The sequence below is a fragment of the Achromobacter veterisilvae genome, assembly GCF_037619525.1.
Taxonomy (GTDB): Bacteria; Pseudomonadota; Gammaproteobacteria; order Burkholderiales; family Burkholderiaceae_B; genus Achromobacter; species Achromobacter veterisilvae.
This window is the reverse complement of record NZ_CP148753.1, coordinates 6,118,826-6,142,454: the sequence shown is the minus strand read 5'-3', so window position 1 is coordinate 6,142,454 and position 23,629 is coordinate 6,118,826. Positions and strand designations below refer to the sequence as shown.

The window sequence follows — 23,629 nt, the reverse complement described above, 5'->3', positions numbered from 1 at the left end:
GTCAGCGCCCCAGATAGACTTCGATGACGCGCGGATCGGCCTGGACCTTGCTCATCGGCCCCTCGGCCAGCACCGAGCCTTCGTGCAGCACGGTGACCTTGCCGTCGCCCGCGATCTGGTTCACGAAGTCCATGTCGTGCTCCACCACCATCAGCGAATGGCGCCCGCGCAGTTCGTTCAGCAGTTCGCCGGTGCGTTCGGTCTCGGCGTCGGTCATGCCGGCTACCGGTTCGTCCAGCAGCAACAGCCGCGGCTCCTGCATCAGCAGCATGCCGATCTCCAGCCACTGCTTCTGGCCATGCGACAGCAGCCCGGCCGGCAGCGCCGCCGCGGGCCGCAGCCGGATCAGGTCCAGCGTTTCGCCTATCCGGTCCGCCTGCTCGCCGGTCAGGCGCGCAAACAGGGTGGGGCGCACGCGCTTGTCCGTTTTCATCGCAAGCTCCAGGTTCTCGAAGACGGTGTGCTGCTCGAACACCGTGGGGCGCTGGAACTTCCGGCCGATGCCGGCATGCGCGATCTGCGCTTCGTTCAGCAAGGTCAGGTCGATGCTCTGCCCGAAGTAGGCGGTGCCCGAAGTGGGGCGCGTCTTGCCCGTGATCACGTCCATCATCGTGGTCTTGCCCGCGCCGTTGGGGCCGATGATGCAGCGCAGTTCGCCCACGCCTATGTCCAGCGTCAGGTCGTTCAGGGCCTTGAAACCGTCGAAGCTGACCGTGATGCTTTCCAGGTAGAGGATGGCGCCGTGGCTGGTGTCCAGCCCGCCGGGGCTGACGCGGCCGTAGCCGGCTTCGCCGCTGGGGCCGCCGTCCAGCGCGGCCGATTCGATGTGCGTGCTCGTCATGCCTTGCTCTCCTGGTATCGGGCGGCCAGCCGGCGGGCCAGGCCGACGATGCCGGCGGGCAGGAACAGCGTCACCAGCACGAAGATGAGGCCCAGCGCGTACAGCCAGAATTCCGGCAGCACGCTGGTGAACCAGGTCTTCAGGCCGTTCACGGCGCCCGCGCCGATGATGGGGCCGACCAGCGTGCCGCGCCCGCCGGTGGCGACCCAGATCACCATTTCGATGGAGGTTTCGGTGGACATCTCGCTGGGGTTGATGATGCCGACCTGCGGCACGTAGAGCGCGCCCGCGATGCCGCACAGGACGGCCGACAGCGTCCAGACGAACAGCTTGAAGCCCAGCGGGTCGTAGCCGATGAAGCGCACGCGGCTCTCGGCGTCGCGCACGGCGGTCAGGACCCGGCCCAGTTTGCTCTGCGTGACCGCGCGCGCCAGCACCAGCGCGCCCGCCAGCGCGGCCAGCGTGATCCAGTACAGCGCCGCGCGCGTGCCGGGCGCGGTGATGTCGAAACCCAGGATGCGCTTGAAATCGGTGAAGCCGTTGTTGCCGCCGAAGCCGGTGTCGTTGCGGAAGAACAGCAGCATCGCGGCGAAGGTCAGCGCCTGCGTGATGATGGAGAAGTAGACGCCCTTGATGCGCGAACGGAAGGCGAAGTAGCCGAACACGAAAGCCAGCGCGCCCGGCACCAGCACGACCAGCAGCATGGCGTACCAGAAGTGTTCGGTGAAGGACCAGTACCAGGGGTAGGACTTCCAGTCCAGGAACACCATGAAGTCGGGCAGGTCGCTCTGGTAGACGCCGTCGCGGCCGATGGCGCGCATCAGGTACATGCCGTGCGCATAGCCGCCCAGCGCGAAGAACAGGCCGTGGCCCAGCGACAGGATGCCGGCATAGCCCCAGACCAGGTCCAGCGCCAGCGCGGCCATGGCGTAGCACATGAACTTGCCCAGCAGGGCGACGGCGTAGGCGGACACGTGCAGCGCGTGGCCCGGCGGGAACGCCAGGTTGAGCAGCGGCAGCAGGGCCAGCGCGGCCGCCGCCGCGGCCAGCGCCGCCCACGCTCGGCCCGAGAACAGCGGGCGGCGCGCCAGGAGGGAGGGATCGGTCAGCGCGGTCTGTTTCATTCGGCGCTCCGGCCGCGGGGGGCGAACAGGCCTTGCGGCCGCTTTTGGACGAACAGCACGATGAGCGCCAGGATGGTGATCTTGGCCATGACGGCTCCGGCGTAGGGTTCGAGGAATTTGTTGACGCCACCCAGGCCCAGCGCGGCGATGACGGTGCCGGCCAGTTGGCCCACGCCGCCCAGCACCACCACCATGAACGAATCCACGATGTAGGCGCGGCCCAGGTCCGGCCCGACGTTGCCTAGCTGGGACAGCGCCACGCCCGCCAGCCCGGCGATGCCGGACCCCAGCCCGAACGCCAGCATGTCGACGCGGCCGGTGGGCACGCCCACGCAATCGGCCATGCGGCGGTTCTGCGTGATGGCGCGCACGAACAGGCCCAGGCGGGTGTGGTTCAGCAGCGCCCAGACGAGGAAGACGACGAAGAAGGCGAAGCCGATGATCGCGAGGCGGTTGTAGGTCAGCACCAGGCCGTCCAGCACGGTGATGCCGCCGGACATCCAACTGGGGTTGCCGACCTCCACGTTCTGCGCGCCGAACAGCGTGCGCACGCCCTGCATCAGCATCAGGCTGATGCCCCAGGTGGCCAGCAGCGTTTCCAGCGGCCGGCCATAGAGCCAGCGGATGACGGTGCGCTCCAGCGCCATGCCCACCAGCGCCGTCACCACGAAGGCCAGCGGCAGCGCGGCCAGCACGTACCAGTCCATCCAGCCCGGCAGCCAGGCGCGGAACAGCGACTGCGTCACGTAGGTCACGTAGGCGCCGATCATCAGCAGTTCGCCGTGCGCCATGTTGATGACGCCCATCAGGCCGAAGGTGATGGCCAGGCCCAGGGCCGCCAGCAGCAGCACGCTGCCCAGGCTGATGCCGTAGAAAAGATTGCCGGCCCATTCGATCGTCGCCAGGTGGCGGTCGATCTGCGTGAGCGCGTGGGCCGCGGCCTCGCGCACGCCGGCGTCCGGCTCGGCGTGGACGCCATCGCGTTCCTGCGTCAGCGCGGCCAGGGTGGGTCGGAAGGCGGCGTTGCGGGTGCCGCCCAGCAGTTCGACCGCGTGGCGCCGCTTGGCGGGGTCGGCGCTTTTCAATTCCAGGTTGGCCTGCGCGATGAGCAACGCGTCGCGCACGGCCTCGTTCTTTTCGGCCGCCAGCGCTTTTTCCAGCATCGGCAGGCGGGCGGGGTCGCCCGTCTGCTGCAGCCGCCGGGCCGCGTCCAGGCGTTCATTGGGGCGCTCGGAGAACAGGCGCGAACCGGCCAGCGCGGCCTCGATGGCGCGGCGCAGGCGGTTGTTGATGCCGATGGTGCCCGCGCCCGCGGGCAGCTCGGCGGCGGCGCCGGTCGCGGGATCGGTGGCGCGCGCGCCGCCTTCGCCGATCAGCACGCGGCCGTCGGCCGCCGCGTAGAGCCGGTCGTCGCCCAGCGCCTGCAGCACCGCCGCCGCGCCGGGATCGGGCAGTTGGCCCAGCGCGGCAATCGCCCGCAGCTTGGCGTCCGTATCGTCGCCGGCCAGCGGCGCAAGCAGCGCCGGATCCACGCCGGCCGCTGGCGCCTGGGCGGCCAGCAGCGGCATGGACAGCAGCCACGCGAGAAGGATACGACGCAGGAAGTGTGCGATTGCCGCGATGCGCATGGCGGTTTCCGACTAGAGGCCTTGCTTGCTTTCATTGCCCGCGATGTACGGGCTCCAGGGCTGGGCGCGGATCGGGCCCTTGCTCTTCCACACCACGTTGAACTGGCCGTCCGCCTTGATCTCGCCGATATAGACCGGTTTGTGCAGGTGGTGGTTGGTCTTGTCCATTTCGATGGTGTAGCCGTCGGGCGCGTTGAATTGCTGGCCGCCCATGCTGGCGATCACTTTGTCCACGTCCGTGGTCTTGGCCTGCTCGACCGCCTGCTTCCACATCTGGATGCCGATGTAGGTGGCTTCCATCGGGTCATTGGTCACGACCGTGCCGGCGTTGGGCAGGTTCTTGGCCTTGGCGTAGGCTTTCCACTTCTTGATGAACTCCTCGTTGACCGGGTTCTTGATCGATTCGAAGTAGTTCCACGCGGCCAGGTGCCCCACCAGCGGCTTGGTGTCCACGCCGCGCAGTTCCTCTTCGCCCACCGAGAACGCGACCACCGGCACGTCGGTGGCCTTCAGGCCGGCATTGCCCAGCTCCTTGTAGAAGGGCACGTTGGAGTCGCCGTTGATGGTGGAGACGACGGCCGTCTTGCCGCCCGTGGCGAACTTCTTGATGTTGGCCACGATGGTCTGGTAGTCGGAATGGCCGAAAGGCGTGTAGACCTCGTCGATGTCGCTGTCCTTCACGCCCTTGGAGTGCAGGAAGGCGCGCAGGATCTTGTTGGTGGTGCGCGGGTAGACGTAGTCGGTGCCCAGCAGCACGAAGCGCTTCGCGCCGCCGCCGTCTTCGCTCATCAGGTATTCCACGGCGGGGATGGCCTGCTGGTTGGGCGCGGCGCCCGTGTAGAACACGTTCTTCTCCAGCTCCTCGCCTTCGTACTGCACGGGATAGAAGAGCAGGCCGTTCAATTCCTTGAACACCGGCAGCACGGACTTGCGCGACACCGAGGTCCAGCAGCCGAAGACAACGGCCACTTTGTCCTGGGACAGCAGTTGGCGCGACTTCTCGGCGAACAGCGGCCAGTTCGACGCGGGGTCCACCACCACGGCTTCGAGCTTCTTGCCCAGCACGCCGCCGTTGGCGTTGATTTCGTCGATGGCCATCAGGGCAACGTCCTTCAGCGACGTTTCCGAAATGGCCATCGTGCCCGACAGGGAATGCAGGATGCCGACCTTGATGGTGTCGCCGGCGGCGTACACCTGCGGCATCCAGCCGGACATGGCCAGCAGGCTCACGGCGGTCAGTTGCTTGAGGGCTAGTCTGCGTTTCATGATGACTCCTGAATGGAATGCGCCGGAAACCGGCGGGAACGATCTGAACAACACCCGACAACCCGGGACTCCAAAGCAAAACGCGTGCCAACCGCGGTTCGGTGACGGTCCGCCATATGGAGAGGGGGATAGGCAGCGGGTCCGCGGCCGCCCGGCGAGCGCGGCGCGGCGGGTTCAAGCTGGTGCCCGATGCACAAGATGAGTGCGCGTTCCGCTCGCTAGCGGTGCGGCCGGCGGCGCGGGCGCGCGGGCCTGCGCGGCGCGCCGCGGCACGATGAGAGGGAGACGCGGGGGCGCGGCCGACATGGCACGCCGATTGCTTGGGAATCCGTACTTGTATACAAGAAAGGATTCCAGCATGAACGCCGTAGCAACGCAGAAGGGTCCCGAAGGTTGGACGATTGCGCAGTGGCAGGCCGCCTACCGCGATGAAGGGGCCACCCCCGAAGTGCTGCTGGCCGCGTGGGCCGCGCGCGGCGGCCCGCCGGACAATGCGTGGATCAAGCGAGTGGACGGCGCGATGCTGGCCAGTCAGCTCGACGAACTGAGCGGGCTGCTTGCGGCCGCGGACGGCGATCTGGCGCGCCTGCCGCTGTATGGCGTGCCGTTCGCCGTCAAGGACAACATCGACGCGGCCGGCTGGCCCACCACGGCCGCCTGCCCCGAATTCGCCTATGTGCCCGACGAAGACGCCACCGTCGTCCGCCGCCTGCGCGAGGCCGGTGCCATCCTGGTGGGCAAGACCAACCTGGACCAATTCGCCACCGGGCTGGTGGGCACGCGTTCGCCGCACGGCGCCGTGGCCAACGCCTTCAGGCCGGAGTACGTCAGCGGCGGATCCAGTTCCGGTTCCGCGTCCGTGGTGGCGCGCGGCCTGGCGGCGTTCTCGCTGGGCACGGACACCGCGGGCTCGGGCCGCGTGCCGGCGGGCTTCAACAATATCGTCGGCCTGAAGCCGACCCGGGGCTGGCTCAGCACGGCCGGCGTGGTGCCCGCGTGCCGCACGCTGGATTGCGTGTCGGTGTTCGCGCTGACGGTGGACGACGCCGAACTCGTGGCCGGCATCGCGGGCGGCTACGACGAGCGCGATCCCTATTCGCGCGCGCGGCCGGCGGAAGGCGCGCAGCCCTGGCCCGAGGCCCCCCGGCTGGCGATTCCCGCGCAACTGGAATTCTTCGGCGATGCGCAAGCGGCGGCCGCCTTCGACGACGCGGTCCGCGCCTTGAGGGAAGACGGCGCGCGCGTGGAGACGATCGACTTCGCGCCTTTCGGCGAACTGGCCGCCTTGCTCTATTCGGGCCCCTGGGTGGCCGAGCGTTTCGCCGCCGTGGAAGCCCTGTGGAACAAGGCGCCCGGCGCCCTGCACCCGGTGGTGCGCGGCATCGTCGAGCAGGCCGCCCGCTACAGCGCGCTGGACGCGTTCAAGGCGGAGTACCGCCGCGCGGAGTTGTCGCGGCGGATCCACCGGTCGCTGGACGGCTTCGACGCGCTGGTCGTGCCGACCGCGCCGTCGATCTACACCATCGCCGAATTGCAGGCCGACCCGGTCGAATTGAATTCGCGGCTGGGCATCTATACCAATTTCGCCAACCTGGCGGACCTGTCGGCGCTGGCCGTGCCGGCCGGCATGCGCGAAGACGGCCTGCCCTCCGGCATCACGCTGATCGGCCTGGCGTGGCAGGACGCGGCGCTGGCGGCGTTCGGTCGCCAATGGCAGGCCCGGCGCGGCCTGCCGTTGGGCGCCACCGGCGCGCCCTTGCCCGCGGCCGGGGCCGCGCCCAAGGCGGCCGGGGACACCGTGCGCGTGTCGGTCGTGGGCGCGCATCTTTCCGGCATGCCGCTGAACCACCAGTTGACCTCGCGCCGCGCCGTGTTCGTGGAGAAGACGCGGACCGCGGGCGATTACCGGCTGTACGCGCTGGCCAACACCACGCCGCCCAAGCCCGGCCTGGTGAAGTCCGGGACCGGCGCGCCCATCGAGGTCGAACTCTGGGACGTGCCGCTGTCGGCCTTCGGCGCCTTCGTGGCGGAAATCCCCGCGCCGCTGGGCATCGGCACGCTGGAGCTGGAGGACGGCCGCGAGGTCAAGGGATTCATCTGCGAGCCGCGCGGCCTGGACGGCGCGCGCGACATCACCGCGTTCGGCGGCTGGCGCGCCTATCTGGCCAGCCTCTCCGCCTAACCCCCAGACACCAGGGAGCCGAATCGTGTTCGATACCGTACTGATTGCCAACCGCGGCGAAATCGCCGTCCGCGCCATCCGCAGCCTCAAGCGGCTGGGCATCCGCAGCGTGGCCGTTTATTCCGATCCCGACCGCAACGCGGCGCACGTGCGCGAGGCCGACGTGGCCGTGGCGCTGGGCGGCGAGAAAGCAGCCGACAGCTATCTGCGCATGGACCTGCTGCTGGCCGCCGCGCGCGAGCACGGCGCGCAGGCGATCTACCCCGGCTACGGCTTTTTGTCCGAGAGCGCGGACTTCGCGCAGGCCTGCGAAGCGGCGGGCATCGCGTTCGTGGGGCCCACGCCCCTGCAGATCCGCGAATTCGGCCTGAAGCACCGCTCGCGCGAACTGGCCGCCCAGGCCGGCGTGCCGATGACGCCCGGCACCGGCCTGCTGGCCAGCCTGGGCGAAGCCCTGTCGCAGGCCGAGCGCATCGGCTATCCGGTGATGCTCAAGAGCACCGCGGGCGGCGGCGGCATCGGCCTGTCGCGCTGCGACAACGAGGCCGAACTGACCGTGGCCTTCGATAGCGTGCAGCGAATGGGCGAGCATTTCTTCCGCGACGGCGGCGCGTTCCTCGAACGCTATGTGGACAATGCCCGCCACGTCGAGGTGCAGATCTTCGGCGATGGCGCCGGCCGCGTCCTGGCGCTGGGCGAGCGCGACTGCTCGGTGCAGCGGCGCAACCAGAAGGTCATCGAGGAAACCCCAGCGCCGCTGCTGCCCGCCGCCACGCGCGCGGCGCTGCACGCGGCGGCCGTGCAGTTGGGGGCATCGGTGAACTACCGCTCGGCCGGAACGGTGGAGTTCATCTACGACCCGGCGCGCGACAGCTTTTACTTTCTGGAAGTGAACACGCGGCTTCAGGTCGAGCATCCGGTGACGGAGGAAGTCACCGGCCTGGACCTGGTCGAGTGCATGCTGCGGGTGGCGGCGGGCGAGCCGCTGGACGTCGCCGCCCTGTCGCGCGCGCCGCGGGGCGCGTCGATCGAGGTGCGCCTGTACGCCGAGGACCCGCTGCGCCAGTTCCAGCCGTCGCCGGGCGTGCTGACCGAAGTGTCGTTCCCGGACGGCGTGCGCGTGGACGGCTGGGTCGAGACGGGCACCGAGGTGCCGGCCTTCTACGATCCTCTGCTGGCCAAGCTGATCGTGCGAGCGGATACGCGCGAGGCCGCGCTCGACAAGCTGTCCGACGCCCTGGCCAAGACGCGCCTGCACGGCATCGCCACCAACCTGGACTATCTGCGGCAGATCGTGGCCGACGCGCGTTTCCGCGCCGGCGAGGTGTCCACGCGCTTCCTGGAAGGCTTCGCCTACCGGCCCGCCGCGATCGAGGTGCTGGAGGCGGGCACCTACACCAGCGTGCAGGACTACCCGGGGCGCGTCGGCTACTGGGATATCGGCGTGCCGCCGTCCGGCCCGATGGACGACTACGCCTTCCGCCTGGCCAACCGCATCGTCGGCAACGCGGAAAGCGCGGCGGGGATCGAGGCCACGCTGGTGGGGCCCACCCTGCGCTTCCATGGCGACGCCATCGTGGCGTTGACCGGCGCGGCCTGCGCCGCGACCCTGGACGGCGAGCCCATGCCGATGTGGCAGCCGGTGCCGGTGCGGTCCGGCCAGGTGCTGTCCACCGGCCGCGCGCTGTCGGGCTGCCGCAGCTATCTGGCCGTGCGCAACGGACTGGACGTGCCCGTCTACCTGGGCAGCCGCTCGACGTTCGCGTTGGGCCAGTTCGGCGGCCACGCCGGCCGCACGCTGCGCGTGGGCGATATGCTGCCCGTGGTGCGCCCCGAACTGCCGGGCGCGGAGGCGGCCCCGGCCGTCGCGCCGCCGCGGGCCGCGCCGGCCGAGCTGATTCCCGCCTATGGCAACACCTGGGAAATCGGCGTGCTGTACGGCCCGCATGGCGCGCCCGACTTCTTCCGGCCCGAGGCGATGGAGACCTTCTTCGCCGCCGACTGGGAAGTGCACTACAACTCCAACCGGCTGGGCGTGCGCCTGATCGGCCCCAAGCCCGCCTGGGCGCGCGAGGACGGCGGCGAGGCGGGTTTGCATCCCTCCAATATCCACGATTGCGAATACGCCATCGGCAGCATCAATTTCACGGGCGACAGCCCCGTCATCCTGACGCGCGACGGCCCCAGCCTGGGCGGCTTCGTCTGCCCGGCGACCATCGCGCGGGCCGAGCTGTGGAAGGTCGGCCAGGTCAAGCCCGGCGACCGCATCCGCTTCGTGCGCATCGACTATGCGCGCGCCGTGGCGCTGGAGCAGGCGCAGGACCGCAGCGTGGCGGAACTGGCGGCCGCCGCGCCCGCGGCGACCGGGCCGTCCCCGGCGCCGGCCACCGCTTCCGAGGCCATCGTGGCCGCGTTGCCGGCCGAGGGCGCGCGCCCGTCGGTGTCCTACCGCCAGGCGGGCGACGGCTACCTGCTGCTGGAGTATGGCGACAACGTGCTGGACCTGGCGCTGCGCATGCGCATCCACTTGTTGATGGAGGCGCTGCATGCCGATCCCGTCGCGGGCGTGCTGGAGCTGTCGCCGGGCGTGCGCTCGCTGCAGATCCGCTATGACAGCGGCGTCGTCGCGCAAGGCGCCCTCATTGCCCGCCTGCTGGAGATAGAGGCGGGCCTGGCCGACGTGAGCACGCTGAAAGTGCCCACGCGCGTCGTTTACCTGCCGATGGCATTCGAGGACTCGGCCACGCTGGACGCGGTGCAACGCTATCAGGAGACCGTGCGCGCCAGCGCGCCGTGGCTGCCGAACAACGTGGATTTCATCCGGCGCATCAACGGCCTGGCGAGCCGCGGCGACGTCCGCCGCATCGTGTTCGACGCCAGCTATCTCATCATGGGCCTGGGCGACGTGTACCTGGGCGCGCCCTGCGCGGTGCCGATAGACCCGCGCCATCGTCTGCTGACCTCCAAGTACAACCCGGCGCGCACCCACACGGCGGAGGGCACGGTGGGCATCGGCGGCGTTTATATGTGTATCTACGGCATGGACTCGCCCGGCGGATACCAACTGGTCGGACGCACGCTGCCGATCTGGAACAAGTTCCTGAAGAACCCGGTGTTCCGGGATGGCAAGCCCTGGCTGCTGCGCTTTTTCGACCAGGTGCGTTTCTATCCCGTCACCGAGGCCGAGCTGGACCGGCTGCGCGAGGACTTCCGCGAAGGCCGAGCCACCGTGCGGATCGAAGAAGAGATGTTCGACTTCGCCGAGCACCGGCGCTTCCTGGCGGAGCAGGCCGACAGCATCGCCGCGTTCCAGACGCGCCAGAAGGCCGCTTTCGACGCCGAGGTCGCGCTGTGGAAGACCGAGGAAGCCCCGGCGGAACCGCCGGCCCCGGAACCCGAGGCCGCCGCGGCCCTGCGGGAGGGCGAAAGCCTGGTCAGCGCCGACATGTGCGGCAACGTCTGGAAGATCCCGGTGCAGGTGGGGCAGAGCGTCTCGGCCGGCGATACGCTGGTGGTGGTCGAGGCCATGAAAATGGAGCTGTCGGTCATCGCGCCCGCGTCCGGAACCGTCACCGCCATCCGCTGCACGCCGGGCAAGCCCGTGAACGCGGGCGATCCCCTGATCGTGCTGGCCGAGGACGCGGCGTGCGCGGTGGCCGGATGATGCGGCTGGAATCCGTGCAGATCGGTCCGGGCATCCGGCAGGCGCCGGCCCTGGCCGGTTCGCTGGCCGAGCAGGTCTATCTGCGCATCAAGGACGACCTGTTCGACTTCCGCATGCTGCCGGGCGAACGCTTCACCGAAGCCGACCTGGCGGCGCGGCTGGGCGTCAGCCGCACGCCGGTGCGCCTGGGCCTGGCGCGGCTGGAACGCGAAGGCTTCGTGCTGGCGCAGCCGCGCAGCGGCTGGCAGGTGCGGCCGTTCGACTTCGAGCGTTTCGAGGCGCTGTACGACGTGCGCGTGGTGCTGGAACAGGCGGCCGTGGAAAAGCTGTGCGCCCGCGAGCGCATGGACGAGGCGGGCATCCTGGGCGCGCTCACGGACGTGTGGCTGGCGCCGCCCGCGCAGCGCATCCTGGACGGCCGCCTGGTGGCGCGGCTGGACGAGGCTTTTCATTGCTCGCTCGTCGCCGCCGCCGGCAACCCCGAGATGGCGCAGATCCATGGCGACGTGACCGAGAAGATCCGCATCGTGCGGCGCCTGGACTTCACCAAGGATTTCCGCGTGGACGCCACCTACGAAGAACACGCGGCCATCCTGCGCGCGGTGCTGGCGCGGCGCGCCGACGAAGCGGCGCGCCTGCTGCGTTCGCACATCGGAATGAGCAAGGCCGAGGTCCGCAGGATCACGCTGCACATGCTGCACGAGGCGCGGGAGAAGGGCGGCCCAGGTGTCTGACACCCCTACGAGATGGGCTTCATCCTGCCCCGGCGCTTCCCGGGTGTCAGACACCCCGCGAGGCACCAGCGTCATACGCAGTGCATTCCGTACGGGTGTCAGACACTTGTGCAGCCGGCCCGCTCCCATACGCCAGGTGTCTGACACCCGTACGAGATGCGCTCCATCCTGCCCCGACACTTGCCGGGTGTCAGACACCCCGCGAGGCGCCAGCGTCATACGCAGTGCATTCCGTACGGGTGTCAGACACTTATGCAGCCGGCCGCTCCCATACGCCAGGTGTCTGACACCCGTATGAGACGCGCTCCATCCTGCCCCGGTGCTTCCCGGGTGTCAGACACCCACAACCCAGTGTCTGACACCCGGCAAGACCATCTTCGCCTGGGCCAGCATCTCGTACGGGTGTCAGACACTGACTTGCACAGCGGCAGTTCGCGGACTCATCCCTGCAACTGCCGATAAACCTCCTGCGACACGCGTTGCAGTTCCTCCCGGCTGACCGCGCCCGACAGCGCGTAGCCGAATTGCCCTTCGACCCAGTAGAACACCCGCACCGGCCCTTCCTGCGTGAACTGGAACGCCGTCTGTTCGCCCGTCCCCTCGCGGGTGACGTACAGCGTCAGCCGCTGCCCGTCACCCGCGCCGTACATGAAGAGCGCGACCGGCCCGGCGCCGCCGGGCAGCAGGCGTCCGCCCATGAGTTCATAGCCGGCCTGCGACAGCGACGGCGCGCGCACGGGCGCGCCCATGCGCTTGGTCAGCCACGTCACCAGGCCTTTCTCGTTGTCGACACCGACCTCCACGGGACGCCCCATGTCGGGCGCATAGACAGCGTGCGCGATGGCGGCGCGCTGCGCATAGCCGCCCGCGGCGCGGTCCGGGGCGGCGGTGGCCAGCACCGTCTGCAAGTGGCGGGCGTCCATCGCGCCGCGCACGGTCCAGGCCGCGCCGGCGCTGACGGCGGCGACCGCCACGCCGGCGGCCAGCGCGCGCCAGGGCCAGCGGCGCGCGGGCGGCGCCAGGGGCAGGCGCAGCGGCAGCGGCTCGTCCAGCACGGGATCCAGCAAAGCGTGCAGCGCGCGCCGCTGTTCCTTCCAGTCGTCCACCCGGGTCTGGTCCTGCGGGTGCGCGGCGAGAAAGGCCTCGACCTCGGCGTGGCGCGCAGGCGGCAACTGGCCGTCCGCGTAGGCATGCAGGTCGGCTTCGGTAATGGGGGTGCCCGCGCCGGGCACCGGGTGGAGGCGTTTGTCGTTCATGTCATTTCACGCGGTGGAGCCGGTTGACGGCGTCGCGCCCCTGCATCAGCGCGCCCAGCTTTTCGCGGGCGCGCGACAGGCGCGACATGACCGTGCCCATCGGCACGTCCAGTATCTGGGCGGTTTCCTGATAGGACAGGTCCTCCACGCACACCAGCAGCAGGACTTCCCGCTGCTCGGCGGGCAGGGCTTGCAGGCAGCGGTCCAGGTCGCGCACCTCCAGGCGGTCGGTCTGGGTGGCGCGCACCGGCGCGTCGGGCAGTTCGCCCGGGGCGGTCTGGTCCGCCCGCCGGCTGCTGGCGCGCACTCCGTCGATGAAATGGTTGTGCATGATGCCGAACATCCAGGCGCGCAGTTCTCCGCGCCGCTGCCAGCGCGAATAGCGGCTCCATGCGCGCTCGAGCGTGTCCTGGACCAGGTCGTCGGCCCGGTGGGGGTCGCCCGTCAGCCCGCGGGCATAGCGCCGCAGGCTGGGGATGCAGGCCAGGATCAGGGCTTCGTCGTCGGCGCGCATGGCTTGCGGCGGCGGGTGCTGCGCCGGTTCAGGGCTTGGCCACGTGCCAGACTTCCTTGAAGTTGTCGCCGGCCTTGTCCCCGGCCTTGGCGTCCTTGGCGTACGTGTACAGCGGTTTGCCCTTGCTGGCCCATTGCTTGGTGCCGTCGTCGCGGGTGATGACGGTCATGTCGCCCATGGGCTTGGCGTCGGCGCCGGCCATGACGGGCGGCCAGATCTTGGCGCACTGGTCATTGCAGGCGCTCTTGCCGCCCGCGTCCTTGTCGAAGGTATAGAGCGTCATGCCGGCGCTGTTGACCAGGATGCCGTCCTGGGTCTTGACGGCCTGTGCTTGGGCGCCGGCCGAGAACAGGGCGGCGGCGGCAAGGGCCAGGGCTGCGGCGGTGTGGTTGCGCATGGTGTGCCTCGTAGATAGGGGAAGTGGGGGACTGCCCTCTACAGACGCCGGCCGCTTCGGGTTTATTCCCGGCGGGCCGAAATAACCTGCAAAGGGTCAGCGGGCCGGCCGGACTGCGCCGGGGTCGTATCGCATTTCAGTTTCAGGTCCTTTCTCCTCGACAGGGGTGAAGCCCAGCGACTCGTAGAGCCGGCGGGCGGGATTGCCCCGCAGTACGCTCAGGGTGACGGCTGCGCCCTGGGCGTCCGCCTGCTCCAGCAGGTCGACCAGCAGGCGCCGCCCGAGCCCCTGGCCCTGGAAGGCGGGGGCGATCTGGATCTGCACCACGCGCCAGGCATCGGCGTCGCGGGAGGTCTTGAACAGGCCGGCGGGCTGGTCCGCGGCCCAGACGATCCGGGCATCGTCGAAGCGATGGCGGATGCGGGCCAGATGGTGCTCGTCATCGTCCGGCGCGCCCGCGCGCCGCAGGTGCTCCGTCATGGTGGCCTTGCGCAGGGCAAGCAGGAAAGGCAGGTCGTCGTCGGTGGCGGGCCGTAGCGTCAGGGCGGGGGAAGTCATGGGGGCGTTGGCGGTGGAGGGGGCCGGCCGGATCCGGCCCGGTAATCCAGTTTATAGAACTGCCGGGCCGCTCTCGCCAAGAGATCCTTCATCGCCGTTGGCGTTCTCTCCAGGCGAGATACGTGGAATGCGGCCATTCCTCCGGCCGTTCCGCATAGCCATGCTTGATCGGGTTGGAGTGGACATAGCCGATGCAAGCGGCCAATTCCGCTTCATCGCGGACGGCATGTTCCCAGTACCGTCTTTGCCAGATCTCGCGCTCGCCGCGGCCCCGCCGCGTCACGATGGGTGGATGCGGCGGCAGCGCGCGCGAGAACCGGGCCTTGATCCGCCGCCAGCGGTTCGGGTAGTCGCAGTCGCCTTCCGGTAGCCGCCAGACCATGTGAAGGTGGTCCGGCATGATGACGGCGGCCAGAATGGAGAACGGCGCGAGCCGCTGCTCCGCGCGGATGCAGGCTTTCAGCAGCTCGGCGCGTTCGACGAGGCGCCGTGTCCCGCGTTGGCGCGCGGCCACGGTAAAAAAGTAAGTGCCGCCCGGCAGGTAAAGGCGTCTATAGGAAGTCATCCAGGCCAGCATAGGCTTTCCAGCGGACCGGCGGCGCAGGCTGTGACGAATCGATCTACTGCGGATGACCGCGGGGCGTAGGATGGGTGGAGCGCGAGATCCTCGGAAGAAAAACCCGGCTCTCCAGCGCGCGCAACCCATGCGGCCGTGGGCAGATTGTTTTTTTGGGCCGATGCCGGGCACTGTCTGCCCATGGCCGCATGGGTTACGCGCGCTGGAGGGCGGTTTTCTTGCTTAAGAACTCTCGCGCTCCACCCATCCTACGCCCCACCCAAATACAAAGAACTCCCCCCTCATGCTTCGAACAACGCCAGCGCGTTCGCGTCGAAGCGCCGCAGGTTCGGGAACACCAGCCGCAGGTCGTCGGGGCTGGCGCCGAACCATCCGCCCAGCGAGGCGCCAAGCTGGTCCACCGCCAGGGTGGGCAGCAGGCGGCCGTTGTCGACGAAGCCGGGGCCGTCCCGCGCGATCTCGGGATGCTGGCCGTAATAGCGTCCGCCCCTGACGGCGCCGCCGAGCACGAAATGGTGCGAGCCCCAGCCGTGGTCGGATCCGTTGCCGTTGGATCCCAGGGTGCGGCCGAACTCGGACGCGGTGAAGGTCGTGACCTGGTCGGCCACGCCCATGGCCGACAGCGCCTGCTGGAAGGCGGCCAGCGCCTGGCCCAGTTCCCGCAGCAGGGCCGGGTGGGCGTCGTTCAGGCCGGCGTGGTTGTCGTAGCCGTTCTGCGAGACGAAAAAGACCTGGCGCCGCGCCCCGAGCGCCTGCCGCGCGCCGATGATGCGGGCGACGATCTTCAGTTGCTGGGCCAGGGGCGACTCGAAATCTCCGGGCACCGCCACGTCCGCCAGCGCGGCGCGCAACTGCGTGTCGGCGTCGATGGACTGGGCGGCGATGCGCGACAGTTCGCGTTCCATCAGGTGCTCGCGCGGCTGGGTGATCAATTGCCGCAACAGCGCCGTGCAGTCGCTGGATCCGTACAGGTCGCGGGTCAGCAGGTCCATGCGCGTCGATCCGTGGATGCCGACGCGATACCCCGCGACCCGGCGGCCGGCAAGCAGCACGGTGCTGCCGCCCGCGGTGATGCCCGTGAACGTGCGCTGCGCGTTGGCGTCGGCGTACAGGTCCGTGAGCCTGCCGGCCCAGCCCGAGGACGCGCCTTCGGGGGCCAGCGCCTGCCAGTACGATTGCTGGTCGTTGTGCGAGAACAGCTTCGGGGGCAAGGGCACGCGCGCGCCGATGTATTCGGCCTTCGTCGTCGGCACGACCAGGGGGCCGATGTTCAGCAGCACGGCCATGTCGCCGCGCTCATAGAGCGGCTTGAGCGGCGCCAGCGACGGCGCCAGCGCGAATTGCGCGCCGCCGGGCGCGGGTTCCGTGCCGCGCAGCGCGGTCGCCTGCAAGGGGTCGCGAGGCAGCGCGATGTCGCCGCGTGCCTGGGCATAGGCCCGGTACGCGGCCGCGTCGTAGGGAACCACGGAGTTGTAGGGGTCGTTGCCGCCGTACAGGAAGACGCAGACCAGCGCCTTGTAGGACGCCGGCGCGGATTGCGCCGCCGCCGCGCCCAGCGCCGCCAGGTTCAGCGCCAGCGGAGCGGCGGCGCCCGATGCGCCCAGCGCGCAGGCGCGCAGCAGGAATTCGCGGCGGGTGCCTTTCATCGCTGGGCCGCCCCGAGATGAAAGCGCCCCCCCGGGGGGCAGCAAGCTCGCGTAGCGAGCGCGGCGTGGGGGCCTTTTCCTTTCATTTTTGCACCAGGTATTCGGGGCTGGCCGCCACCAGCGTGATCGCGGCGCGCACCCGGTCGCGGGGCCGTTCCGGCGGGATCGTGGACACGGCCCGGGCGATGGCCGCGGCGGTTTGCGCGGAGAAGGCGTCTCCGGCCAGCAACAGCGTCACCCGCGCCACCAGCGCCGCGGGGTCGCGCGCCAGCGCGATCTCGGCGGTGTACGGGGTTTGCAGGTCTTCCCAGCCTCGGTCGACGTAGATGGCCAGGAAGTTCAGGTAGCCGGCGACGCTGGTTTCATCGGTGATCTGCAATTCGGGCGCCACCAGGTGCCGGCGCGCCAGTTCGGTGACCGGCGGCACGTAGCGGGGGCGGAAGAAGTTGAAGACGCTGGCCGAGCGCATGGGGCTCTGGGCCAGCCGTATCGTGTTGTCGGTGGTGTCGGGCATGGCCCACGCGCCGTTGGTGGATTTCGCCTCGAAGGCGCGGGCCCACCCCGAAAAGCGCAGGATGGGTTCGCGCACCTTGCCCCAGTCGGGCGCGCCCAGGTCCGGGTTGCGCGCCTCGGGGTCCAGCAGGATGGCGCGCACCACGGCTTTCAGGTTGCCGCGCGCGCCGGCGCCGTCGTCGTCGAACGCGGCCGACACGCGGCGTACGTAGGCGCGGCTGGGGTTGCTGGTGACCAGTCTCTGGATCAGTTGCGTGCCGATGAAGGGGCCCACGTTCGGGTGGGCGCTGATGACTTCCATGGCGCGCTTGAGCGACAGGCGCCCATCGGTGCCGGGCGGGATGACGGCGCCCAGGAAGCGCTTTTCGGCCATCGAGTGCAGCGCATTGTTCAGCGCCATCGGCCGGCGGTGGAATTCCACGTCGGTTTCCGGGCCGTCGATGTCCCAGCCGGTGAAAACCTTGGCCAGTCCCTGCACGTCCGCGTTGGCATAGGTTTCCACGGGCGCGCCATCGACCATCCTGACCGAGCCGTCGGGTTCCAGTTCCAGCAGGCCGATACTGAAGAGCTGCATGATCTCGCGGGCGTAGTTTTCGTCGGGATGGCGGCCGGTCCTGGGATCTTCCTTGCGGTTGCCGCGGTAGGTCAGCATGCAGCCCATCGACAGGTTCCGGCTGACGGCGGTCAGCAGTTCCCGGTAGTCGCCCAGGGCGTGCTCGGCCAGCAGGTCCATGAAGCCGGCCGCGCCGAACAGCGGCCAGGACGCGGTGATGGACGACACGCCGACGACGAAGATCTCCGACAGCGAGAACGCCACCCGCGCGCGGACCTGGTCGGGGGCGGTAATGAATTTGCGCCACAGCGTGGATTCCAGCGGCGCGTTGATGCCGTTGCCCTTGAACGCCTCGGTGTTCTTCCCCTGTTGCAGCAGCCAGTCGAAATGCGTCTGCGACGGCGGCAGCGCCAGTTGCGCGTCCAGCCAGGCCGCGTAGCCGTCGCGCACCACGGCGTCGATGTCGGCGGGCGTGGGGCCGAAGGTGGCCTGGGCCAGGAAGCGCGAGGCCTGGCCGGGCGTGGGGCGGGAGAGCGGGGGGGCGGCGGACTGCGGCGCAGCCGCTGACGGCGTAGCGGACATGCGCAGGCACCTCGTCGAATGCGAAAACCTACGGTACCGAAGCCCCGGGCGGGCTTCAATACCGTCATTCGGATGAGGGATTAGTCCAAAAGCGGGAGGCTCACACCGACCGGGTGATGCCGCCGTCGATGCGGATGTTCTGGCCCGTGATGTAGGACGAGGCGTCGGACGCCAGGAAGGCGATCAGGTCCGCGACTTCCTCGGCCGTGCCGTAGCGGCCCATCGGGATGCGGACGCGGCGGTCTTCCTTTTCGGGCAGGCTGTCGATGAAGCCCGGCAGCACGTTGTTCATCCGCACGTTGTGTTCGGCGTACTCGTCCGCGAATACCTTGGTGAAGGCGGCCAGTCCGGCGCGGAACACACCCGAGGTCGGGAACAGCGCTTCGGGCTCGAAGGTGGCGTAGGTGGAGATATTGACGATGGCGCCGGATTTCTGCCGCTTCATGACCGGCGCGACCAGGCGCGCGATGCGCACGACGTTCAGCAGATAGAACTCCATGCCCAGGTGCCAGTCGTCGTCGCTGATCTCGAGCAGCGGGCCCTTGGGGCCGTGGCCGGCGCTGTTGACCACCGCGTCGACGCGGCCCCATTTCCGCAGGGTGGCGTCGACCAGCCGGGACAGGTCTTCGGGCGACCGGTTCGAGCCCGTGACGCCCAGCCCGTCCAATTCCCGCGCCAGGGCCTCGCCCTTGCCGGAGGAAGACAATATGGCCACGCGCCAGCCGTCGGCCGCCAGCTTGCGCGCCGCCGCCGCACCCATGCCGCTGCCGCCAGCGGTAACGATCGCCACTTTTTCCGTGCTCATGCTCGCTCCTGTGTGGAATGCTCGGGATGGCCATTGTAGGGGCCGGCGCGGGCGGAAAGCTCAGCGCGGGGCGCCGACGCGCCAGACCGTATTGCCCACGTCGTCGGCCACCAGCAGGCCGCCCTGGCGGTCGACGGCCACGCCCACCGGCCGGCCCTGCGCCTCGCCGCTTTCGTTCAGGAAGCCCGTCAGCACGTCGACCGCCGGCCCGTCGGGCCTGCCCTGGGCGAAGGGCACGAAGATGACCTTGTAGCCGCTGCGCGGATCGCGGTTCCAGGAACCGTGCTGGCCCACGAACATGCCGTCGGCGTAGCGCCCGGACAGCCTCGCGCCGCCGGACCAGGCCAGGCCCAGCGAGGCGGTGTGCGGCCCCAGCGCATAGTCGGGGACGATGGCGCGGGCCACCAGGTCCGGCCGCTGCGGCGCGACGCGGGTGTCGACGTGCTGGCCGAAGTAGCTGTAGGGCCAGCCGTAGAAACCGCCGTCGCGCACCGAGGTCATGTAGTCGGGGACCAGGTCGCTGCCCAGTTCGTCGCGTTCGTTCACGGCGGTCCACAGCGTCTTGCCGTCCGGCCCCCAGGCCATGCCCACCGGGTTGCGCAGCCCCGTGGCGTACAGGCGCTTGGCGCCGCTGGCCACGTCGATCTCCCAGATGGCCGCGCGGCCTTCCTCGGCGTCCATGCCGTTCTCGGCCACATTGCTGTTGGACCCCACGGATACGTACAGCCTGCCGCCGTCGGGACTGGCAAGCAGGTTCTTGGTCCAGTGGTGGTTGATGCCGGCCGGCAGGTCGGTGACTTTCTCGCCGGGCGAGTCGATGCGGGTCTGCCCGGTTTCATAGGGGAAGCGCATCACGGCGTCCGCATTGGCCACGTACAGCCAGCGGCCGACGAGGGCCATGCCGAACGGCGAATTCAGGCCTTCCAGCAGCACGCTGCGCGTTTCCGCGACACCATCGCCGTCGGCGTCGCGCAGCAGGGCGATGCGGTTGGCGCTGGCGGTCCTGGCGCCCGCCCGTTTCATCGCCAGCCCAGCCACCCAGGCCTTCAGCCCGCCCGAGGCCGATTCCGGCTTGGGCGGCGCGTTTGTTTCGGCCACCAGCACGTCGCCGTTGGGCAGCACGTACAGCCAGCGCGGATGGTCCAGGCCGCCCGCGAACGCGGTCACCTCCAGGCCTGCCGCGGCCACCGGGTGCGCGCCCGCCGGCCAGCCGACCGCGCGGGCGGTCTTGACGGTGGGGATCAGCGTGGGGTTGGGGGCGGGAAGCTCGGGCGCCGGCCCCATGCCCGCCTCGACGGGCAGCGTGGCCATTTCGCCGCAGGCGCTGAGCGTGGCCAGCGCGAGGCCGGCCGCGGCCATAATGCGTAGGATCTGCATGATGCGACTCCTGGACGATGTCCCATCATACTCAGGCGGGCCCGCGCCCGCATGGGTTCAATCGTCGAACCGGCTGCGCGTGACGGCCCCGGATTGCGGATCGACGCGCAGTTTGACGCGCTGGCCCTGCGGGTCGTAGGCCTTGACCTCGTAGCCGTGCTTGCTGGAACGTTCGATCTCGGAGATGTTGCGGTAGCCGGCGGCTTCCATCTTGTCGTAGACCTGGCGGATCGTCAGCATCGGGGCGGGAGCGGCGGCCGCGGCGGGGGCTTGCGGCGCGGCCGCCTGCGCGAAGGCCGGGGCGCCGGCGGCCAGGGCCGAGCCGCCGATCGCCAGGGCCGCCAGGGTTTTCTGAATGCGCGTCATCATGGATATCTCCTTGGGTTTGACAGGGTGGACAAGGCCGTCTCCACGGCCATGCGGCCATTATTGGGGCCGGCGCATGAACCCATTCTGAAGCCGCCGTTCATGCGGGGTTCATCCATTGCGCGGTATAAAAGACGCTTGATCCATCCCCGTTTCAAGAGAGGCCCGGCCTTGCGCGACCGTGGAAGACAGCATGATCCGGCGTAGGCGCGGCGGCCTGGCCCTGCCGGCCTGCGCGCTGGCGTTCGCGCTGGCCGCGGGGCCCGTGGCCGGGCTGGCCGATGAGAGCGACCACGAGCGCGCGCGCCAGGCCCTGGAGGCCGGCAAGGTGCTGCCGCTGGGCGCGGTGCTGGACATCGTCGAGCGCGATTTCCCGGGGCAGGTGGTCAAGGTCGAGTTCGAAGAGGACGACGACGAATTCATCTACGAAATCCGGGTGCTGCAAAGCGGCGGCGGCATCCTCAAGCTGAAGATCGACGCGCGCGACGGCACGCTGCTGAGCGTCAAGGGCCGCGACATCAAGTTCAAGGGCAAGCCCTGATGCGCATACTCGTGGTCGAAGACGAACCCACGCTGGCCGGCCAGCTCGCCGAGGCGCTGCGCGGCGCGGGCTATACGGTGGACGCGGCCGCCGACGGCGAATCGGCGCGCTACCTGGGCGACGTGGAGGCGTTCGACGCGGTGGTGCTGGACCTGGGCCTGCCCGTGCTGGACGGCTTGACCGTCCTGAAGGGCTGGCGCGCCGGCGGGCGCAACATGCCGGTGCTGATCCTCACCGCTCGGGACAACTGGCACGAAAAGGTGGCCGGCATCGACGCCGGCGCGGACGATTACCTGACCAAGCCTTTCCACATGGAAGAACTGCTGGCGCGCGTGCGCGCGCTGTTGCGCCGCAGTACGGCGCACGCCAGCGCCCAGTGGCGCTGCGGCCCCCTGGTGCTGGATACGCGCCAGGCCAGGGCCAGCGTCGACGGCCGCGCGCTGACGCTGACCAGCCACGAGTTCAAGGTGCTGTCGGTGCTCATGCAGCGAGCTGGCGAGGTCGTGTCGCGCAGCGAGCTGACCGAGCACGTCTATGCGCAGGATTTCGACCGCGATTCCAATACGATCGAAGTCTTCATCGGCCGCCTGCGCAAGAAACTGCCGCCCGACACCATCGAGACCGTGCGCGGGCTGGGCTACCGCCTGGCGGCCCGCGCATGACGGCCGAGCGGCGCCCGGCGGGTTCGCTGCGGCTGCGGCTGCTGGCCGGCACGCTGGCCTGGATCCTCCTGTCCGTGGCGCTGGCGGGCTGGGGCCTGGCCAGTCTGTTCCGGCAGCACATCACCCAGCAATTGCAGGCGGAACTGACGCTGCACCTGAACCAGCTCACGGCCGCCGTCAATATCGGCGCGGACGGGCGGCCCGTGGTCGCCCCGCCGCTGAGCGACCCGCGGCTGGAGCAGCCGCTGTCCGGCCTGTACTGGCAGATCGACCGGCTGGCCGAGGGCGGCCGGCCGGCGGCGGCCGGCGTGGCGCGCTCGCGTTCGCTGTGGGACCAGACGCTGCGGGCGCCATTTGCGGCGGAAGGCACGGGGGACCAGGTCCACGATATTGCCGGGCCGGACGGGCGCAAGCTGGCCGTGCTGGCGCGCGTCCTGAAACCGGCCGAGGAGGACGCGGCTCCGCTGCGCCTGCTGGTGGCCGCGGACCGGGCCGTGCTGTCCGAACCCATGGGGCGCTTCAACCACATGCTGGCGATCGCGCTGGGCGCGCTGGCCGCCGGGCTGACCCTGGCCGCGGTCGTGCAGGTCGTGGTCGGCCTGCGGCCGCTGGCCCGTCTGCGGCGGCAACTGGCGGCGCAGAACGCCGGCGGCAGCAGCCGCATCGAGGGCCGTTTTCCCAGCGAAATCCAGCCGCTGGTCGACGACTTCAACAAGGTGCTGGCGATGAATGCCGAGATCGTGCAGCGCGCGCGGACGCAAGCCGGCAATCTTGCGCACGCCGTGAAGACGCCGCTGGCCATCCTGGCCAACGCGGCCGCGCGCGACGACGGCGCGCTGGCGGGCCTGGTGCGCGAGCAGGTCGGCGCGGCGAACCGCCAGATCGACTACCACCTGGCGCGCGCGCGGGCCGCCGCGTCCTCGGGCGCGGCCGACGGGCGCACGCCGCTTGCGGAAACGGCCCAGGGCCTGCTGCGCGCGCTCAGGCGCCTGTACGCCGAGCGCCATCTGCGCATCGACGGCGCGGAAGTCGCGCCGGACCTGGTGTTCCGCGGCGAACAGCAGGACCTCCAGGAAATGCTGGGCAACCTGCTGGACAACGCCTGCAAATGGGCCGCCGGCCAGGTGCGGGTCGCGGCGGAGCGGGACGGGCCGGGGCGCCTGCTGATCCACGTCGATGACGACGGGCCGGGCATCGAGGACCACGAGCGCGAGCGGATCTTCCTGCGCGGCGTGCGCATGGACGAACAGCGCCCGGGTTCGGGGCTGGGGCTGGACATCGTGCGCGACCTGGCCGGCACGTACGGCGGCGAGGTGCGCGCGGCGCGTTCTCCGCTGGGCGGGCTCCGGGTGTCGCTGTGGCTGCCGGCCGCGTGACGCCGCGCCGGGTTCGCGGGCCGAAGGCGTCCCGGCGTTACTTCACCAGCGTGACCGGCACGTCGGCCAGTTGCAGCACCTGATTGGCGACCGACCCGATCAGGATGTTCGCCAGCGAGCCGTTGCCGCGCGTGCCCATCACGATGCGCGCGCAGTCGTGGTCGCGCGCGTAGCCGGCGATCTCGGTCGCCACGTGGCCGAACGCGACGTGGCTGGCGTGGGCGGTGCCGGTCACGTCGAGCAGCTTGCGCGCTTCCTCCATGGCTTCCTGGCCTTCGCGGACGTAGAAGTCGTCGATCATTTCCTGCGTGATCAGCCGCGACAGGCCGGCCCGGCCCTGCACCGGCGTCTGGACGTTCAGGAGGTGGATGCGCGCGGATCCGGCGCCCTGGGCAAGCTGGCGGGCGTACAGGACGGCGCGGTCGGCATTGTCGGAGCCGTCGACGGGGACCAGGATGTTCAGCATG

The 23,629-nt window shown here is 69.9% G+C and carries 21 protein-coding genes; 6 read left to right on the top strand and 15 right to left on the bottom strand.

Annotation, left to right across the window (positions count from 1 at the left end):
• Nucleotide 1 precedes the first annotated feature (1 nt).
• Genes urtD through urtA form a run of 4 tightly spaced genes read right to left on the bottom strand, consistent with a single transcriptional unit; the run spans nucleotide 2 to nucleotide 4,859 of the window.
• A complete protein-coding gene (gene urtD, locus WHX56_RS28600) occupies nucleotides 2-841 on the bottom strand; it encodes an urea ABC transporter ATP-binding protein UrtD (protein ID WP_129247072.1) in 840 nt (279 codons plus the stop codon).
• Nucleotides 838-1,965: an urea ABC transporter permease subunit UrtC gene (urtC, locus tag WHX56_RS28595; RefSeq protein ID WP_129247070.1), complete on the bottom strand. Its 1,128-nt coding sequence runs from the start codon at nucleotides 1,963-1,965 to the stop codon at nucleotides 838-840. The genes urtD and urtC overlap by 4 nt, the downstream gene beginning before the upstream one ends.
• Nucleotides 1,962-3,593, bottom strand: a complete 1,632-nt coding sequence (gene urtB, locus WHX56_RS28590) for an urea ABC transporter permease subunit UrtB (protein WP_338879632.1) — start codon at nucleotides 3,591-3,593, stop codon at nucleotides 1,962-1,964. The genes urtC and urtB overlap by 4 nt, the downstream gene beginning before the upstream one ends.
• A 12-nt stretch (nucleotides 3,594-3,605) precedes the next feature.
• A complete protein-coding gene (gene urtA, locus WHX56_RS28585; protein ID WP_129247066.1) occupies nucleotides 3,606-4,859 on the bottom strand; it encodes an urea ABC transporter substrate-binding protein in 1,254 nt (417 codons plus the stop codon).
• A gap of 358 nt (nucleotides 4,860-5,217) precedes the next feature.
• Here urtA and atzF point away from each other — a divergent pair, with 358 nt between their 5' ends.
• The 3 genes from atzF to WHX56_RS28570 are packed head-to-tail and all read left to right on the top strand — an operon-like array spanning nucleotide 5,218 to nucleotide 11,439.
• Complete coding sequence (gene atzF / locus WHX56_RS28580) at nucleotides 5,218-7,041, top strand: allophanate hydrolase (RefSeq protein WP_338879631.1); 1,824 nt, start codon at nucleotides 5,218-5,220, stop codon at nucleotides 7,039-7,041.
• A 25-nt stretch (nucleotides 7,042-7,066) separates the two neighbouring features.
• Nucleotides 7,067-10,705 (top strand): urea carboxylase, encoded by a 3,639-nt coding sequence (uca, locus tag WHX56_RS28575; RefSeq protein WP_338879630.1) that lies wholly within the window; start codon nucleotides 7,067-7,069, stop codon nucleotides 10,703-10,705.
• The gene (locus WHX56_RS28570; protein WP_287753435.1) at nucleotides 10,702-11,439 is read left to right on the top strand and encodes a GntR family transcriptional regulator; all 738 of its coding nucleotides are present in this window, start codon (nucleotides 10,702-10,704) and stop codon (nucleotides 11,437-11,439) included. The genes uca and WHX56_RS28570 overlap by 4 nt, the downstream gene beginning before the upstream one ends.
• 440 nt (nucleotides 11,440-11,879) lie before the next feature.
• On the opposite strand, the gene WHX56_RS28565 is transcribed toward WHX56_RS28570, so the two are convergent.
• The 10 genes from WHX56_RS28565 to WHX56_RS28520 all read right to left on the bottom strand — a co-directional run bounded on the left by WHX56_RS28565 (nucleotide 11,880) and on the right by WHX56_RS28520 (nucleotide 20,583).
• The gene (locus WHX56_RS28565; protein WP_338879629.1) at nucleotides 11,880-12,695 is read right to left on the bottom strand and encodes an anti-sigma factor; all 816 of its coding nucleotides are present in this window, start codon (nucleotides 12,693-12,695) and stop codon (nucleotides 11,880-11,882) included.
• 1 nt (nucleotide 12,696) lies between these two features.
• Complete coding sequence (locus tag WHX56_RS28560; protein ID WP_338879628.1) at nucleotides 12,697-13,209, bottom strand: RNA polymerase sigma factor; 513 nt, start codon at nucleotides 13,207-13,209, stop codon at nucleotides 12,697-12,699.
• A gap of 28 nt (nucleotides 13,210-13,237) precedes the next feature.
• Nucleotides 13,238-13,606 carry a hypothetical protein gene (locus tag WHX56_RS28555; RefSeq protein WP_338879627.1) on the bottom strand — a complete coding sequence of 123 codons (369 nt, stop codon included), beginning with the start codon at nucleotides 13,604-13,606 and terminating at the stop codon, nucleotides 13,238-13,240.
• Between the two features lie 96 nt (nucleotides 13,607-13,702).
• The gene (locus WHX56_RS28550; protein WP_287752556.1) at nucleotides 13,703-14,164 is read right to left on the bottom strand and encodes a GNAT family N-acetyltransferase; all 462 of its coding nucleotides are present in this window, start codon (nucleotides 14,162-14,164) and stop codon (nucleotides 13,703-13,705) included.
• An 88-nt stretch (nucleotides 14,165-14,252) separates the two neighbouring features.
• Nucleotides 14,253-14,741 (bottom strand): REP-associated tyrosine transposase, encoded by a 489-nt coding sequence (locus tag WHX56_RS28545; RefSeq protein ID WP_338879626.1) that lies wholly within the window; start codon nucleotides 14,739-14,741, stop codon nucleotides 14,253-14,255.
• A gap of 281 nt (nucleotides 14,742-15,022) precedes the next feature.
• Nucleotides 15,023-16,387 carry a DUF1501 domain-containing protein gene (locus WHX56_RS28540; RefSeq protein ID WP_338879625.1) on the bottom strand — a complete coding sequence of 455 codons (1,365 nt, stop codon included), beginning with the start codon at nucleotides 16,385-16,387 and terminating at the stop codon, nucleotides 15,023-15,025.
• A gap of 82 nt (nucleotides 16,388-16,469) precedes the next feature.
• Entirely contained in the window at nucleotides 16,470-18,035 is a 1,566-nt protein-coding gene (locus WHX56_RS28535; RefSeq protein ID WP_338879624.1) for a DUF1800 domain-containing protein, read from the bottom strand.
• A gap of 100 nt (nucleotides 18,036-18,135) precedes the next feature.
• Nucleotides 18,136-18,840 carry an SDR family oxidoreductase gene (locus WHX56_RS28530; protein ID WP_287754680.1) on the bottom strand — a complete coding sequence of 235 codons (705 nt, stop codon included), beginning with the start codon at nucleotides 18,838-18,840 and terminating at the stop codon, nucleotides 18,136-18,138.
• Nucleotides 18,841-18,900: 60 nt separating this feature from the next.
• Entirely contained in the window at nucleotides 18,901-20,217 is a 1,317-nt protein-coding gene (locus tag WHX56_RS28525) for a sorbosone dehydrogenase family protein (protein ID WP_338879623.1), read from the bottom strand.
• A 57-nt stretch (nucleotides 20,218-20,274) separates the two neighbouring features.
• Entirely contained in the window at nucleotides 20,275-20,583 is a 309-nt protein-coding gene (locus WHX56_RS28520; protein WP_208742482.1) for a PepSY domain-containing protein, read from the bottom strand.
• Between the two features lie 193 nt (nucleotides 20,584-20,776).
• Between WHX56_RS28520 and WHX56_RS28515 the strand changes: the two genes are divergently transcribed.
• From WHX56_RS28515 to WHX56_RS28505, 3 genes are read left to right on the top strand one after another with little or no spacing between them, the layout of a single operon-like run.
• Complete coding sequence (locus WHX56_RS28515) at nucleotides 20,777-21,124, top strand: PepSY domain-containing protein (RefSeq protein WP_338879622.1); 348 nt, start codon at nucleotides 20,777-20,779, stop codon at nucleotides 21,122-21,124.
• Nucleotides 21,124-21,786: a response regulator transcription factor gene (locus tag WHX56_RS28510; protein WP_129247130.1), complete on the top strand. Its 663-nt coding sequence runs from the start codon at nucleotides 21,124-21,126 to the stop codon at nucleotides 21,784-21,786. Before WHX56_RS28515 ends, WHX56_RS28510 begins: the two co-directional genes overlap by 1 nt.
• Nucleotides 21,783-23,162 carry a sensor histidine kinase gene (locus WHX56_RS28505; protein WP_129247128.1) on the top strand — a complete coding sequence of 460 codons (1,380 nt, stop codon included), beginning with the start codon at nucleotides 21,783-21,785 and terminating at the stop codon, nucleotides 23,160-23,162. Before WHX56_RS28510 ends, WHX56_RS28505 begins: the two co-directional genes overlap by 4 nt.
• Before the next feature lie 37 nt (nucleotides 23,163-23,199).
• On the opposite strand, the gene WHX56_RS28500 is transcribed toward WHX56_RS28505, so the two are convergent.
• Nucleotides 23,200-23,628 (bottom strand): universal stress protein, encoded by a 429-nt coding sequence (locus tag WHX56_RS28500; RefSeq protein ID WP_338881848.1) that lies wholly within the window; start codon nucleotides 23,626-23,628, stop codon nucleotides 23,200-23,202.
• Nucleotide 23,629 lies beyond the last annotated feature (1 nt).